Annotated in this window: 15 protein-coding genes; 10 read left to right on the top strand and 5 right to left on the bottom strand. The window is 65.9% G+C overall.

What is annotated here, in order from left to right; translation table 11 throughout:
• Window positions 1-233 precede the first annotated feature (233 nt).
• The 4 genes from WT60_RS08075 (at window position 234) to WT60_RS08060 (ending at window position 2972) form a co-directional block, all read left to right on the top strand.
• Window positions 234-956 carry a tetratricopeptide repeat protein gene (locus WT60_RS08075; protein WP_038750395.1) on the top strand — a complete coding sequence of 241 codons (723 nt, stop codon included), beginning with the start codon at window positions 234-236 and terminating at the stop codon, window positions 954-956.
• A gap of 44 nt (window positions 957-1000) precedes the next feature.
• Window positions 1001-1576, top strand: a complete 576-nt coding sequence (locus tag WT60_RS08070) for a peptidylprolyl isomerase (protein WP_038750397.1) — start codon at window positions 1001-1003, stop codon at window positions 1574-1576.
• A gap of 80 nt (window positions 1577-1656) precedes the next feature.
• Window positions 1657-2148 (top strand): peptidylprolyl isomerase, encoded by a 492-nt coding sequence (locus WT60_RS08065; RefSeq protein WP_038750400.1) that lies wholly within the window; start codon window positions 1657-1659, stop codon window positions 2146-2148.
• 23 nt (window positions 2149-2171) lie between these two features.
• Entirely contained in the window at window positions 2172-2972 is an 801-nt protein-coding gene (locus WT60_RS08060) for a UDP-2,3-diacylglucosamine diphosphatase (RefSeq protein WP_038750403.1), read from the top strand.
• A gap of 300 nt (window positions 2973-3272) precedes the next feature.
• Here WT60_RS08060 and cysE read toward each other — a convergent pair whose 3' ends face one another.
• The gene (gene cysE / locus WT60_RS08055) at window positions 3273-4055 is read right to left on the bottom strand and encodes a serine O-acetyltransferase (RefSeq protein ID WP_060355411.1); all 783 of its coding nucleotides are present in this window, start codon (window positions 4053-4055) and stop codon (window positions 3273-3275) included.
• Between the two features lie 184 nt (window positions 4056-4239).
• The gene (locus WT60_RS08050; protein WP_060355410.1) at window positions 4240-5157 is read right to left on the bottom strand and encodes an RNA methyltransferase; all 918 of its coding nucleotides are present in this window, start codon (window positions 5155-5157) and stop codon (window positions 4240-4242) included.
• A gap of 298 nt (window positions 5158-5455) precedes the next feature.
• Between WT60_RS08050 and WT60_RS08040 the strand changes: the two genes are divergently transcribed.
• Window positions 5456-6259: an inositol monophosphatase family protein gene (locus WT60_RS08040; RefSeq protein WP_060355409.1), complete on the top strand. Its 804-nt coding sequence runs from the start codon at window positions 5456-5458 to the stop codon at window positions 6257-6259.
• Window positions 6260-6525: 266 nt separating this feature from the next.
• Here WT60_RS08040 and WT60_RS08035 read toward each other — a convergent pair whose 3' ends face one another.
• Window positions 6526-6798 (bottom strand): hypothetical protein, encoded by a 273-nt coding sequence (locus WT60_RS08035; RefSeq protein WP_038750414.1) that lies wholly within the window; start codon window positions 6796-6798, stop codon window positions 6526-6528.
• Window positions 6799-8217: 1419 nt separating this feature from the next.
• On the opposite strand from WT60_RS08035, the gene mutS reads away from it, so the two are divergent.
• Window positions 8218-10887 (top strand): DNA mismatch repair protein MutS, encoded by a 2670-nt coding sequence (gene mutS, locus WT60_RS08030; protein ID WP_060355421.1) that lies wholly within the window; start codon window positions 8218-8220, stop codon window positions 10885-10887.
• On the top strand, window positions 10874-12160 hold the full coding sequence (locus WT60_RS08025; RefSeq protein WP_060355420.1) for a hypothetical protein: 1287 nt from the start codon (window positions 10874-10876) through the stop codon (window positions 12158-12160). The genes mutS and WT60_RS08025 overlap by 14 nt, the downstream gene beginning before the upstream one ends.
• Here WT60_RS08025 and WT60_RS08020 read toward each other — a convergent pair.
• Window positions 12140-12691: a peptidylprolyl isomerase gene (locus tag WT60_RS08020; RefSeq protein WP_059577221.1), complete on the bottom strand. Its 552-nt coding sequence runs from the start codon at window positions 12689-12691 to the stop codon at window positions 12140-12142. The genes WT60_RS08025 and WT60_RS08020 overlap by 21 nt on opposite strands.
• Window positions 12692-12759: 68 nt before the next feature.
• On the opposite strand from WT60_RS08020, the gene WT60_RS08015 reads away from it, so the two are divergent.
• From WT60_RS08015 to WT60_RS34375, 3 genes are all read left to right on the top strand, one after another.
• Window positions 12760-13947 (top strand): cupin domain-containing protein, encoded by a 1188-nt coding sequence (locus WT60_RS08015; RefSeq protein ID WP_060355408.1) that lies wholly within the window; start codon window positions 12760-12762, stop codon window positions 13945-13947.
• Window positions 13948-14003: 56 nt separating this feature from the next.
• Window positions 14004-14273, top strand: a complete 270-nt coding sequence (locus WT60_RS35680) for a hypothetical protein (protein ID WP_081989774.1) — start codon at window positions 14004-14006, stop codon at window positions 14271-14273.
• 89 nt (window positions 14274-14362) lie between these two features.
• Window positions 14363-14614: a hypothetical protein gene (locus tag WT60_RS34375; RefSeq protein ID WP_186448600.1), complete on the top strand. Its 252-nt coding sequence runs from the start codon at window positions 14363-14365 to the stop codon at window positions 14612-14614.
• On the opposite strand, the gene WT60_RS08000 is transcribed toward WT60_RS34375, so the two are convergent.
• The gene (locus WT60_RS08000; RefSeq protein ID WP_038750423.1) at window positions 14601-15377 is read right to left on the bottom strand and encodes an MBL fold metallo-hydrolase; all 777 of its coding nucleotides are present in this window, start codon (window positions 15375-15377) and stop codon (window positions 14601-14603) included. The genes WT60_RS34375 and WT60_RS08000 overlap by 14 nt on opposite strands.
• Between the last annotated feature and the right edge of the window lie 3 nt (window positions 15378-15380).

Raw genomic sequence — 15380 nt, 5'->3', positions numbered from 1 at the left:
AGAGACGAAAGTGAGCCGAAGGAAACCGCCTGGCGATGCTCGCCGTGCATGCGGCACCCGACAGGACTTCTGTTGGCTGGGCCGCGTGCCGTGCGCTTCCTCGGATGACATGCGGCGATCGATCCGCAAGTGAAGCGGTGACGGCCACGAGAGGCAAAGACTATCCGCGGCTCGCCGGAACGCGCGGACGTTTTGTTAGAATGGGTCGGAGTATAACATTCCGATTTGAGCCTATGAAACCTTCCCGCGGCCGTGCGCCGAGCGCTGCGACCCTTGTTGCGACCGCCGCCGTGAGCGCCGCGCTCGCGCTCTTTCCGGGCGCGGCGGCCCTTGCGCAGAAAGCGCCCGCCCCCATCGACGGCACGCCGGAAATCGACGCGTCGATCGCGAGCCGGAACTGGACGCAGGCGCTCGCGCAGCTCGACGCGCGCATCGCGTCGAACCCGCGCGACGTGCAGGCGCAGTTCAAGCGCGGCGCGGTACTCGCGCGCCTGAACCGCGACGACGAAGCGATCAAGCAGTTCGTCGAGCTGACACAGGCCTACCCGGAGCTGCCGGAACCCTACAACAACCTGGCGGCGCTCTACGCGAAGCACGGCCGCTACGACGAAGCGCGCAGCGCGCTCGTCACCGCGACGCAGGCGAACCCGAACTACGGCCTCGCCTACGAGAACCTCGGCGATCTCTACCTGCGCCTCGCGGCCGAATCGTACAAGCGCGCGCAATCGCTCGGCCGCACGAGCGGCGCGACCGCGCAGCGCCTGTCGGACCTGCAGAAGATCATCGCGCCGCCGAAGGCGAAATCGGCGGCCGCGCCGGCGTCGGCCACGCGCGACTATTCGGCGCGGGCGGCCGCGAACGTGACGACGACCACCCTGCCGCTTTCCCCGACGTTCCAGTTCGGCGGACCGAGCGGCACGCTTGCGATGCCGCCCTACGTCGCGCCGTCGCAATAACGCCGCGACGCCGCGCCTTTCCTTCACCCACCCAGAGGACCGTTATGAAACGTCTGTTGCTGGCGCTCGGCAGCGCCGCCCTCCTCGCGACCGCCCCCGCGTTCGCGCAATCGGCCGCGACGCACCCCGTCGTGCAGCTGAAGACCACGCAGGGCGACATCCGCGTCGAGCTGTACCCGGAGAAGGCGCCGAAGACCGTCGCCAACTTCCTCGATTACGTGAAGGCGGGCCAGTACAACGGCACGATCTTCCATCGCGTGATCAAGGGCTTCATGATCCAGGGCGGCGGCTACAAGACGAACTTCGACGAGAAGCCGACCCGCGCGCCGATCCCGCTCGAGAGCCAGAACGGCCTGAAGAACGCGACCGGCACGATCGCGATGGCGCGCACGAGCGATCCGAACTCGGCGACCGCGCAGTTCTTCATCAACACCGTCGACAACGCCGGCCTCGACTATCCGAACCCGGACGGCAACGGCTACGCGGTGTTCGGCAAGGTCGTGTCGGGCATGGACGTCGTGAAGAAGATCGAAGCCACGACGACGACGGTGCGCGGGCCGATGCGCGACGTGCCGGAAAAGCCGATCGTGATCGAATCGGCGACGATCGTCTCGAAATAAGCCCGCCCGACTCTTCCGCGCGGCCGCGTCGTCCCGAGCGGCCGCGCGCCGTTTAACCCCCATCCACCGAAGGAACCATCATGATCGAACTGCATACGAACCACGGCGTCATCAAGCTCGAACTCGACGAGGCGAAGGCGCCGAAGACGGTCGAGAACTTCCTCAACTACGTGAAGAAGGGCCACTACGACGGCACGGTCTTCCACCGCGTGATCAACGGCTTCATGATCCAGGGCGGCGGCTTCGAGCCGGGCCTGAAGCAAAAGCCGACCGACGCGCCGATCGCGAACGAAGCGAACAACGGCCTGAAGAACGACACGTACACGATCGCGATGGCGCGCACGAACGATCCGCACTCGGCGACCGCGCAGTTCTTCATCAACGTGAACGACAACGACTTCCTGAACCACTCGTCGCCGACGCCGCAGGGCTGGGGCTACGCGGTGTTCGGCAAGGTCGTCGAAGGCCAGGACGTCGTCGACAAGATCAAGGCCGTCAAGACGGGCAGCAAGGGCTTCCATCAGGACGTGCCGAACGACGACGTCGTGATCGAGAAGGCCGTCGTGGTCTGAACCTGGCGCGACGAGGCACCGGAATGTTGCAGGAAACGCCGCCGCGAAGCGTCTTTGCGGGCGTGCCGGGCGAACGCGGGCTCGCGCACGCGGCTCGCCCGTTCCTGTTCGTCTCCGATCTGCATCTGAGCGAAGCGATTCCGCGCACGGTCGCGGCGTTCGAGCACTTCGTGCGCGTGACGGCCGACAGCGCGGATTCGGTATTCATCCTCGGCGACTTGTTCGAATACTGGATCGGCGACGACGTCCTCGACCACGATCCGTTCGCCGCGCGAATGGCCGCGCTGCTGCGCACGTTCTCCGAGCGCGGCATCGCGCTTTACGTGATGCGCGGCAATCGCGACTTCCTGCTCGGCAAGCGTTTCATGAAAGCGGCGGGCGCGCTCTTCATTCCAGATCCGTCCGTCGTCGTCGCGTTCGGCAACCGCATCGCGCTCGCGCACGGCGATGCGCAGTGCACGGCCGACCGCGGCTATCAATGGTTTCGCCGCTTCGCGCGCAACGGCCTCGCGCAGCGGCTCTTTCTCGCGTGGCCGTTCGCGTGGCGCCGCGCGCTCGCCGAGCGGATGCGCGCGTCGAGCGAATCCGGCCGGATGCGCCCCGCATCGCCGCGCTATGACGTGACGCGCAAGGGCATCGCCGCGCTATTCAAACGCAGCGGCGCGCGCACGATCATCCACGGCCACACGCACAAGCCGGCGCGGCACGTCGAGGCGGGCGGCGTGCGCTGGGTATTGCCCGACTGGGAACTCGACCACGCGCCGCACCGCGGCGGCTACCTGTGCGTCGACGCGCAAGGGATACGCGCGCTGCCGCTCGATTGAGCATCGGGCACGTTCGAGACGGACGAGCGGGCAGCGCGGCTTCCGGCTGCCCCTCGAACTCGGTTGTGCCGCGCCGAGCGAACCCGGCGCGCCCCCATGCTCCACGCTCATTGGATTCCTGACGAGCGATGCGGCGAACCTTCGCGCCGCGCGCGACGGCAGGTTCGCGTCGCTTTGATCAGCTTTCGCGCGATGCCGCTCGGTGTCGGCTCGAATATGACGATGCATCGCAAACGGACCGCGCGCGGCGATATCCGATGCGAGGCAAGCCGCGCGCGGCGCATCCTGCGCCCGCCCGACTCAGCGCCCGGCCGTCTTCCCGTCGAGCGCCCCGCCCTCGAACGCCGCGGAAAGTCGGCGCAAATCGAGCCGCGCGCCGTCCGCGCCCTGCAATGCATCCAGATGCGCGCCCAGCCGCTCGAGCGCGGCGACGATTTCGTCGACGCGCTGCGCCTCCTTCGCCGCATGATCGATGAGGCCGTGGACCGCGAGCGACATCGGATCGTCGGCGTTCGGCGTGATCCCGTACGCGCAGAACGCCGCGCGCTCGGGCGCGCGCTTCGCGTCGGCCGGCATCACGACCCGCGCCGGGTTGCCGACCGCGGTGCCGCCCGCCGGCACCGGTTTCACGACGACCGCGTTCGAGCCGATCTTCGCGCCCGCGCCAACCGTGAAGCCGCCCAGCACCTTCGCGCCGGCTCCGACGATCACGCCGCGCTCGAGCGTCGGGTGACGCTTCGCGCCGCGCGTGAGCGACGTGCCGCCGAGCGTCACGCCCTGGTAAATCGTGCAGTCGTCGCCGACGACGGCCGTTTCGCCGATCACGACGCCCATCCCATGATCGATGAACACGCGCCGGCCCAGCGTCGCGCCCGGGTGGATCTCGATGCCGGTCAGGAAGCGGCCGACCTGCGACACGAACCGGCCGAGCCAGCGCCAGCCCGAGCACCAGCACGCGTGCGCGAGCCTGTGGAACACGAGCGCATGCAGCCCCGGATAGCACGTGAGTGTTTCCCAGGCGCTGCGGGCGGCGGGATCTCGCTCGCGGATCGTGGCGACGTCTTCGCGAAGTCTCGTGAACATGATGGTGACGATGGAAGGAGGAAACCCGGCGCGCGGCCGCCGGGCGGAGCCGTTATCGCTTTGACAGCTTTGCTTATGACGTTCGGACGATTGTAGATCGGCCGCCGCGAGTGCGCAGCAGGCGCCGCGTTCTCCCTGCCGCGATCACGGATATAGCGCGCCGGCGGCAGACCGGCGCACGCCGCTACTCGCCTCGCCCGGCGCCGATGCCGGAATCGTCCGTGTCGACCGCGTCGCCGGCCTCGCCCGCTTCGCCTTCGCCGTCGCCCGAGGCGCCCGCACCCGCTTGCGCGCCGCCCGACTTCAGCAGGATGTGCTTCGCGATCCCGCGGACGATGTTCACCTCCTCGCGTTCGAGCCCCGTGCGCGCAAAGAGCCGCCGCAGCCGCGGCATCAGCTTCTTCGGATTGCGCGGATCGAGGAAGTCGAGCGCGATCAGCGCATTTTCCAGATGCACGAACATTCGCTCGATCTCGTCGCTCTGCGCGAGCGTGCCGAGCGCGGCGTCCCGCGGCGCGGCCGATGCGTCGCCTTCGAGCAGCGCGACGCGCAACTCGTACGCGAGCACCTGCACCGCCTGCGCGAGATTGAGCGAGCTGTACGCGGGATTCGCCGGAATATGCGCGAGCGCGCTGCAGCGCTCGACCTGCTCGTTCGACAGGCCCGTGCGCTCGTTGCCGAACACGAACGCGATGTCGCCGGTATGCACGTGCCGGAGGGCACTCGCGGCGGCCGCGCGGGGCGCGAGCCGCGGCGGCCCGTATTCGCGCGACCGCGCGGTGAGCGCGATCGACCACTGCACGCCGTTCAGCGCATCGGCAAGCGTCGGCACGACATGCGCGGACGCGAGCACGTCGTCGGCGCCGCTCGCCATCGCGAGCGCTTCCGGATCGCTCTGCACGTGCGGCACGCGCGGCGCGACGAGCACGAGGCGCGAAAAACCCATTGTCTTCAGCGCGCGCGCCGCCGCGCCGACGTTGCCGGGGTGACTCGGCTCGACGAGCACGAAGCGCGTCGACGTGAATCCGCCGCGTGCGGCGCGCGCCGGACGGGATGTGGCCGCGCCGGCGGACGGCGCGGACGGTTTCTGCTGAGATTCCAAGACTTTCATTTGACTGATCGGGATGCCGGTATGGTATCGCCAACTCGCCGACAAACCCACTCGTCCGAATGGCCAGCCGAACCGTGCACGCGATCGTTTCACAAAAAACCGCCGCGAGTCGGGTAAAATTACGTCCTTGTCCGCGGCGCCCGCACTATTCGGCCCGCCGCCGCTCTTTGCCAATTCGTCTTCCGTCGGCGAAACGCCCGCCTGCCGCCACGTGCGCGCCCGGGCGCGTCTCGCTGGTTCGATCACCACTCGTGGCGGCCTTGCGCCGCCGGCTTCAGGATTCAGGCTCATGCATCCCATGCTCAACATCGCTGTCAAGGCGGCTCGCCGCGCCGGACAGATCATCAATCGCGCATCGCTCGACCTCGACCTGATCGAGATCCGCAAGAAACAGCAGAACGATTTCGTGACGGAAGTCGACAAGGCGGCGGAAGACTCGATCATCGAAACACTGAAGACCGCCTACCCCGATCACGCGATCCTCGCCGAGGAATCCGGCGAATCGGGCAACGAATCCGAATTCCAGTGGATCATCGATCCGCTCGACGGCACGACGAACTTCATTCACGGCTTTCCGTACTACTGCGTGTCGATCGCGCTCGCGCACAAGGGCGTCGTCACGCAGGCCGTGGTCTACGATCCGAACCACAACGACCTCTTCACGGCGACGCGCGGCCGCGGTGCATTCCTGAACGATCGGCGCATCCGCGTCGGCCGACGCGACCGCCTCGCCGACGCGCTGATCGGCACAGGCTTCCCGTTCCGCGAGAAAGACGGCCTCGACGCATATTCACGCCTTTTCAGCGAGATGACGCAAGCGTGCACCGGGCTACGCCGCCCGGGCGCGGCCGCGCTCGACCTCGCCAACGTCGCGGCGGGCCGCCTCGACGGGTTCTTCGAGCAGGGCATCAACGTCTGGGACGTCGCCGCGGGCAGCTTGCTCGTCACCGAGGCGGGCGGCCTCGTCGGCAACTACACGGGCGATTCGGACTTCCTGCATCGGCGCGAGATCGTTGCCGCGAACCCGAAGATCTACGCGCAGATGATCCCGATCCTGAGCCGCTACACGCACACGCGGCCGGCCGAGGAATGAGCAGCGACCGCACCGAAGGCGCGTGACGCCAAGTCGCTTCGGCGGCGAGATCGGCGGCCCGCGGCGCCTCGAGCGCCGCGGGCCGTTTCGCTTTCAGGCCGGCTCGAACGAGCCGGCTCGCATCGCGGATGACGCTTTCCGCTTTACGACGTCGCGGTGAAACGTACCGCAGCGCGCTTCATCGCGACGAAAAAGGCGGCCGGCGGGCCACATCGCGACGCGAACGACGGCCATCACACTTGCGCCGCCTGCTTCGCCGGCCTCCATTACCGAACGGCAAAGCCTCCCATCGACGTGCCCGGCTGGCAATTGCTCGCGTAGATGTAGAGTTGCTTGCCCATCACAAATGCCGACGTGATGAGCGGATACACATCCTTGTTTCCGTTCAAGTACGACAGGGTGCCGACCGTCACCTCCATGACCCCGTTCTTGTCGATGAAGAGCTTGCTGATCGTGCCCGACGTGCACAACGTATCGGCGTGCGCGTACGACGAAGCCAAAAGCATTGCGGAAACGACAGCGGCGAGAGTCTTTTTCATTTCATTCTCCTAAATAAAAAAATGACGCTTCGATTGAAACACTGACTGCATGCATACACTCTTGCACTACACACTCAACTCCACCAACACTTCAACACTCGAGCATTCGTCGCGGATCGATGCGCGACAGAGTTCGGCCTGTACGGATCGCGGGCGCTCGATCGCATCGCGTCGGCCGCAGCGCGCACCGGATACACATCCGTCGAATTCGAAATAAACGGGCGCGGCATGACATCCCACCCGATTCGGTGGACGCACCGTGAATTGCAATGGATTCAAGCGCCGAGATTCATGGCAGTGCCGAATCCGCGATCGGCACGGCCTGCATCGGCAATCGAAAAATCACGAATCCGTCATCGTCGCGCGACCGCGTGCGAAGCGCCACGCCGCGCGCACTCGTATCGAGCCCACCCGCTGCAAAGCCGACAAGATTCGACGAGACATCATGACCCCTTTTTTTTCGCGGGATATTGCCGACGCGCGCGAAATCGCCGCATCGTTCGATTAATCATTTTCCCGCTACTTCCCCGACTTCCACGATGCCGCATCGTTTCGACTCGAACGAGTCAATCGGCGGACATCGGCATTTCAATCAATGATCATCCGGCAGAGATACTCGGGTGGAGATACCCGACAACGCCGTATGCTGATTTCTTTTCGATCAACACTGTACGGCCATCGTCAATCCGGCGTGTCGACGTGCTGTTTTCGTCACTTCGTCGCACACGCCTGATACCAATCGCGCATTTCCGGATTCTTTTTATTTCTGCGCTCGACGGAGACTATTACCACTCCTCCAACAAAACCAATGGTATTAATTTATCCGCCCCTTCAATCAATAGCATTCGCCATGCATCGATAACAAAATAGACAATATAAACACCATCATACAATCATATTTTTACATCGGGAATGAATCAATAAACAATGCAGCACCGAATTCAGCACGCTCGGCATCAATTTTGCCTTTTAATTCGCGTTCCAATTATTGTTCGCGATCGCGTTCGAATACGGGCATTGAATCTCCGCGGTGTCGACGCGTCGTCCGCCTGCCGCCGCCCTACGCTCGGATGCGCGACGATCGCTCGACATCGCGGTTCGATCCGCGTCGACGCGCGGCTGAAACGGTCCCAACGGTTTCGATTGTCGATGGGTCGGCGTCGAATTCGAACGTCGACGGCGTCCGGCGAATGAACCGCGACGATGCTCGTCAAACCCGCGCATGTTCGACACCGAATTTTCTTTCGTTCGAGGCGACGGCCGGCGCGCCACGAAACGCCGCACTCGCCCGCGATCAAGCGGCACGATGCGCACGAATCGGCGCTGCCCGAACACGTTGGCCATCCGGCCGGCTTCGCGCAGCGCTCCGACAAGGTAAACTCTCACCCAATTCCGCATACGCAGACAGATATTCGCAAGATGGCCACCCAAATCGATGCCTCCCCCGACGCAGCGGCAGCGGCCGCCGCGCAGCACACGCCGATGATGCAGCAGTACTTACGCATCAAGGCAGAACATCCCGGAACACTCGTGTTCTACCGGATGGGCGACTTCTACGAGCTCTTCTTCGAGGACGCGGAGAAAGCCTCGCGCCTGCTTGATCTGACGCTCACGCAGCGCGGCGCGTCCGCCGGCACACCGATCAAGATGGCGGGCGTGCCGCATCACGCGGTCGAGCAATACCTCGCGAAGCTCGTGAAATTCGGCGAATCGGCGGCGATTTGCGAGCAGATCGGTGACCCCGCGACGTCGAAGGGGCCCGTCGAGCGCAAGGTCGTGCGCGTCGTCACGCCGGGCACGCTGACCGACGCCGCATTATTGTCCGACAAGAGCGACGTGTTCCTGCTCGCGCTTTGCGTCGGACACAACAAGCGCGGCGTAGCGTCGAACATCGGTCTCGCCTGGCTCAACCTGGCGAGCGGCGCGCTGCGGCTCGCCGAGGTCGCGCCGGATCAGATCGCCGCGGCGCTCGAGCGCATCCGGCCCGCGGAAATCCTCGCGGCCGACGGCACGATCGAATCGGTGCCGGCCGGCATGGGCGCGATCACGCGCGTGCCCGCCTGGCACTTCGACATCGCATCGGGCACACAGCGCCTTTGCGATCAGCTCGAAGTCGCGAGTCTCGACGGCTTCGGCGCGCAGTCGCTCACGAGTGCCTGTGGGGCCGCCGGCGCGCTGCTGATCTACGCGGCGTCGACTCAGGGCCAGCAGCTTCGCCACGTGCGCAGTCTCAAGGTGGAAAACGAGTCCGAATACATCGGGCTCGATCCGTCGACGCGACGCAATCTCGAACTCACCGAAACGCTGCGCGGCACCGAGTCGCCGACGCTCTATTCGCTGCTCGACACCTGCTGCACCGCAATGGGCAGCCGCCTGCTGCGCCATTGGCTGCATCATCCGCCGCGCGCGTCGGTCGCGGCGCAAGCGCGCCACCAGGCGATCGGCGCACTACTCGACGCCGCCGCGAACGCGAGCCTCGACAGCCTGCGCTCGGCGCTGCGGCAAATTGCCGACGTCGAACGGATCACCGGCCGCCTCGCGCTGCTGTCCGCGCGGCCACGCGATCTGTCCAGCCTGCGCGACACGTTCGCCGCCCTGCCCGTGCTGCGCGAGCGCGTCGCCGAAATCGCACCGAACGCGGCCGCGCTCGGCCGCCTTGAAGCCGCGCTCGAGCCGCCCGCCGGCTGCCTCGATCTCCTGACGCGCGCGATCGCGCCCGAGCCTGCTGCGATGGTCCGCGACGGCGGCGTGATCGCCCGCGGCTACGACGCGGAACTCGACGAGCTGCGCGACATCTCGGAGAACTGCGGTCAGTTCCTGATCGACCTCGAAACGCGCGAGCGCGCGCGCACGGGCATCTCGAATCTGCGCGTCGAATACAACAAGGTCCACGGCTTCTACATCGAGGTCACACGCGGCCAGACCGATAAGGTGCCCGACGACTACCGTCGCCGCCAGACGCTCAAAAACGCCGAACGCTACATCACGCCCGAGCTGAAGACGTTCGAGGACAAGGCGCTGTCCGCGCAGGAGCGCGCACTCGCCCGCGAGCGCGCGCTTTACGACAGCGTACTGCAGGCGCTGCTGCCTCACATCGAAGGATGCCAGCGCGTCGCAAGCGGCCTCGCGGAACTGGACTTGCTCGCGGCCTTCGCCGAACGGGCCCGCACGCTCGACTGGGTTGCACCGGAATTCACCGACGAGATCGGCATCGAAATCGATCAAGGCCGCCATCCGGTCGTCGAAGCGCAGGTCGAGCAGTTCATCGCGAACGACTGCTCGCTGAACACCGATCGCAAGCTGCTCCTCATCACCGGCCCGAACATGGGCGGTAAATCGACGTTCATGCGGCAAACAGCGCTCATTGCGCTGATGGCGTACGTCGGCAGCTACGTGCCGGCGAAGGCGGCCCGCTTCGGTCCGATCGACCGCATCTTCACGCGCATCGGCGCGGCGGACGATCTCGCGGGCGGCCGCTCGACGTTCATGGTCGAAATGACGGAAGCCGCCGCGATCCTGAACGACGCCACGCCGCAAAGCCTCGTGCTGATGGATGAAATCGGCCGCGGCACGTCGACGTTCGACGGCCTCGCGCTCGCGTGGGCGATCGCGCGCCACCTGCTGTCGCACAATCGCTGCTACACGCTGTTCGCGACGCACTACTTCGAGCTCACGCAACTGCCGGCCGAATTCCCGCAAGCGGCGAACGTGCATCTGTCGGCGGTCGAACATGGGCACGGCATCGTATTCCTGCACGCAGTCGAGGAAGGCCCGGCGAATCAGAGCTATGGGCTGCAGGTCGCGCAGCTTGCAGGCGTCCCCGCGCCGGTGATTCGCGCCGCCCGCAAGCATCTCGCGCACCTCGAACAGCAGTCCGCCGCGCAAGCGACGCCGCAGCTCGATCTCTTCGCCGCGCAGCCGGCCGTCGACGAACCGGAATACGACGAACCGCCGGCGGCCGTGCCGCATCCGGCTCTCGAGCGCCTGCTCGCACTCGATCCGGACGACTTGAAGCCGCGCGACGCACTCGACCTGCTCTATGAACTGCACGCGCTCGCCCGCACAGGCGCAACGGATGCGCAACGCTGACGGCATCGCGCCTCACGCGGCGCTTCGCTCGCGCGTCGCCGCTTTCGCGCTCACATGCGCGCTTGCAGGCGGCATGCTGGCCGCGCCCGCGTCGTCGCGCGCGGGCGGCGAGCCGTATACGTTCGGGGTTCTGTCCGGCGTGATCGCGTCGTCCGACGACGAGCCGCCCGCTCGGCGCCTGCTCGACGCAATCGCACGCGACCGCTCGGTGTCGTTCATCGTCTACGAAGGCAACCTGAAGGGGCCGAAGGAAGCATGCCGCGATCAGTTGTACGAGCAGCGCAACGCACTGTTCGCGACGTCCCGCGTTCCTATCGTGCTGCTGCCGGGCCAGTTCGACTGGGCCGCGTGCGGCACGCGCGACGCCGGCGCGTACGACCCCGTCGAGCGGCTCGACTTCCTGCGCCAAAGCGTCTTCACCGAGCCGGCACTGCCCGCCGCGAATCCGATGCTGCTCACGCGCGAGAGCGAAGTGCCGCGCTTTCATCCCTATCGGGAAAACGTTCGCTGGGTGCGCGACGACACGGTGTTCATCGGCCTGAACGCGCCCGCGCCGAACAACCGCTACCTGACGGCGGGCGGCCGCAACGGCGAGTTCGAGGATCGTGTCATCGCGAATGCGTTCTGGATCGATCACGCGGCCGAGTACGCGAAGCGCCGCAAGGCGCGTGCGCTTGTGATCTTTCTCGAGGGCGATCCGCAGTTCGACCGCTACGAACGTTCGGAGCGCTTCGGATGGCTGCGCTTCAACCGCCCTCGCACGCGCGACGGCTTTCGCGAATTCAAACGCGCATTGGTGAGAGCGGCCACGGTTTTTCGCGGCTCGATCGTCGTCGTCCATCCGAACGGCGAGACGCTCGCGAACGGCTTCAGGATCGACCGTCCGTTACGCGACGACAAAGGGGATCTGGTCGGCAACCTGACGCGCATCGCGATCGCGCCGCATGCGCGCCTGGCTCAATGGGTGCGAATCGGCGTCGATCCGGCGAAGCAGCCGATGTTCAACGTGAGCATGCAGACCGTGCCGAAGCATCTGCCTCAACCGCCTGCCCTGCCCGTCGTGCCGCATGACGACACGCCGCTGCCCGAAATGCCGGAAATCCCCGCGTCGCCGGCGCTGCCCGATTCGGGCGCGAGCGGCGCGCAACCGCCCGGCTATGATGATTGGCATGGCGCGCGCGACGACCCATTCGATCACCGCGCGCCGTCGAGCGCGACATCCGGCGAGACTCCGGGCGTCGCCGCGCCCCGCTCAATGCAGGGTGCGCACTGAGCTGTTGTCTTCGTTGTCGTTATCGTCGTCCTCGTCTTCGTCGACGATTTCGAGCCCTTCCGCGCCGTGCGCGTGCTCGTGCTCGATCTCGTCCTCGGTCGCTTCGCGCACGTCCTTGACGGTCAGCGAAAAGCGCAGCGCCATGCCGGCGAGCGGGTGATTGCCGTCGAGGACGACCTTGTCTTCCGCGATGTCGGTCACCGTGTAGATCAGCGAGTCGATTTCCTCGTCGCCGTCTTCCGGCGTGCCTTCGAATTGCATGCCGACTTCGAGCGGCTCGGGGAAGCGGTCGCGCGGCTCGATCTTCACGAGTTCAGGATCGTAATCGCCGAACGCATCCTGCGGCTCCAGCTGGATTTGCGCTTGATAGCCGGGTTCCTGGCCGTCGAGTTGTTCCTCGATCTTGGGGAACGTGCCATCATAGCCGCCGTGCAGATAGACCATCGGCTCATCGCTCTCCTCGATCAGATTGCCTTGCGCATCCGACAGCTTGTAAGCGACCGACACGACAGTATTTTTTGCGATTTTCATCCAATTCTCCCAAGTACAACAGTCATTATACGATGCCCAAACGGCCACTACCCGAACCGTCCGGCCGTGTGCGCGAGCGCACTCGCGCGCCGCTGTCCGAGGCGCCGACCCAGCTTCTCGGCAACCTCACGCCCGCGCATTTCATGCGCCGATATTGGCAGAAAAAGCCACTTCTGATCCGGCAGGCGATTCCCGACGTCGCGCCGCCGCTCTCGCGCGACGCGCTGTTCGAGCTCGCGGGCGACTATGACGTCGAATCGCGTCTCATCACCCATTTTCGTAACAGATGGCAACTGGAGCATGGTCCGTTCTCGCTCGAGCATCTGCCGCCCGTGAAACGGCGCGAATGGACCCTCCTCGTGCAGGGTCTCGATTTGCATGACGACAGCGCCCGCTCGTTGCTCGAACGGTTCCGGTTCGTTCCGGATGCGCGCCTCGACGATCTGATGATCTCGTACGCGACGGACGGCGGCGGCGTCGGCCCGCATTTCGACTCGTACGACGTGTTCCTGCTGCAGGTGCACGGCAAGCGTCGCTGGCGAATCGGCGCGCAGCAGGACTTGTCGCTGCAGGAAGGATTGCCGCTCAAGATCCTCGAGCATTTCGAGCCGACCGACGAATGGGTGCTCGAGCCCGGCGACATGCTGTATCTGCCCCCGCACGTCGCGCACGACGGCGTCGCGATCGGCGAATGCATGACGTGCTCGATCGGCTTCAGAGCTCCGTCCGCGGGCGAGTTGCGCACGCAGTTCCTCTATCACCTGGCCGAGCGCGGCGGCTTGCGCACGGGCGCACGCGACGACGCGCCGTATCGCGATCCCGCGCAGCCCGCGGTCGACACCCCCGCGAGGCTGCCCCCGGAGATGACCGAGCGCGTCGCCAGGACGCTCGCCGGCATCAAATGGGACGAGCACGATATTGGCGATTTTCTTGGCTGCTATTTGAGCGAGCCCAAATCGAACGTCGTTTTCGATCCTCCTGCCCGCCGGCTCGGCGAAACCGCGTTCGCGGCCCAGGCCGCGCGCCGGGGCGTCCGGCTCGACAGGAAAGCGGCGTTGTTGTATAACGCGCGCTCGTACTTCATCAACGGCGACGCGTATTCGCTCGCGACGGCGGCGAAATGGCTGCCGGAACTGGCCGATTCGCGCCGGATGGGGGCGAAACGGTTTGTAACACTCTCCCGGGACCCCGCCATGACAGGCCTGCTGCACGAGTGGTATTGTGCGGGCTGGATACGGGTGGGTGAGATGGAGTAGAGTTGCCCGGCCGTACGCCCATACGAACGCATGTTTTGTATGGGAAAGACAACGTATTGACCCCGCATTTGTCGACGGTCGATAGGAAAGTGCATATAATTTCCGCCCAAGCCGTAGGGAAGATTCACGCTCTAGAAGTGCATCTCCACCAGCGGCCCAGGTCGGTGTTGGAGCACATTACCGGTATTGTTTCGCGCTGTTGCTTACCTTTAACCATAAAAGGACGTGATCATGAAGAAATCCCTCCTCGTAGCTTCCCTGTTGGCTGCCGTTGCGCTGGCTGCGTGCAACAAGAGCTCCGAGCAAGCTGCTTCGTCGGCTGCTAGCGACGCTACCGCCGCTGCTGCTTCGGCTGCTTCGGGCGTTGCCGCTGCTGCTTCGGAAGCGGCTTCGAGCGTTGCCGCTGCTGCGAGCGATGCAGCTGCTGCTGTGGCGTCGGCTGCTTCGGCAGCGACGGCTGCTCCGGCTTCGGGCGCAAGCCAGTAAGTCGCACCAGCATCAGCTGAAAAAAAACCGGCCCGTGGGCCGGTTTTTTTACGTCCTTCGCACGGTCCCCGTGCATCTGTTCCGCGGTTTCGCGGACGCCGACGAATCGTTGCGGCGCCCGCAGGCCGCGCTCGGGCGCGTGCACGCCCGCCGACGGCGCCGACGCATCAACGCAGGCTGAGCCAGCCGAAACCCTCCTCCTGCGACGCGACGAGCACGTCGCCCGCCCCGCCCCCCAAAGCCGCCGCCAGCGCCGCCTGCGCGTGCGCCGGCGTATTGTTCTGCTGGCTCAGGTGCGCGGCCACCAGGTGCCGCAGCCGGCTGCGATCGAGCTCGGCGAGGATGGCGGCCGCCGCCTCGTTGCTCAGATGGCCGTGCGAGCCCCCAATGCGCGCCTTCAGCGACGCCGGATAGCGGCTTGCCGCAAGCATCGCGACATCGTGGTTCGCCTCCAGCACGAGGCCGTCGCAGCCGCTCAGCACGGCGCCGATGTGCGGCGTCGACATGCCGACGTCGGTCAGCACGCCAAGACGCGCCGCGCCGTCGCTGAAGACGAACTGGAGCGGCTCGCGCGCGTCGTGCGGCACCGTATAGGGCCGTACGCACACGTCGCCCAGCGCGGCCTCCTCGTCGCTCCAGAGCACGTGGAGGTCGACGTCGGCTTCGTCCGCGCCGACCGCGCGCGCGGTGCCCCAGCTCATGTACAACGGCAGCGACGCACGGCGCGCGAGCGTCAGCGCGCAGCCGACGTGGTCGCCGTGTTCGTGGGTGACGAGGATCGCGTCGAGATCGTCGACGCGCAAATCGAGGCGCGCGAGCCGGCGTTCGAGTTCTTTCGCCGAGAAACCGCAGTCGAGCAGAAGGCGCGTCGTCGTCACGCCATCCGATGCTTCGACGACGAGCGCGTTGCCTTCGCTGCCGCTTCCGAGGCTCGCGAATCGCACGAG

It is taken from the genome of Burkholderia sp. MSMB617WGS (assembly GCF_001532025.2).
GTDB lineage: Bacteria > Pseudomonadota > Gammaproteobacteria > Burkholderiales > Burkholderiaceae > Burkholderia > Burkholderia savannae.
This window is presented reverse-complemented; position numbering and strand designations above follow the sequence as displayed.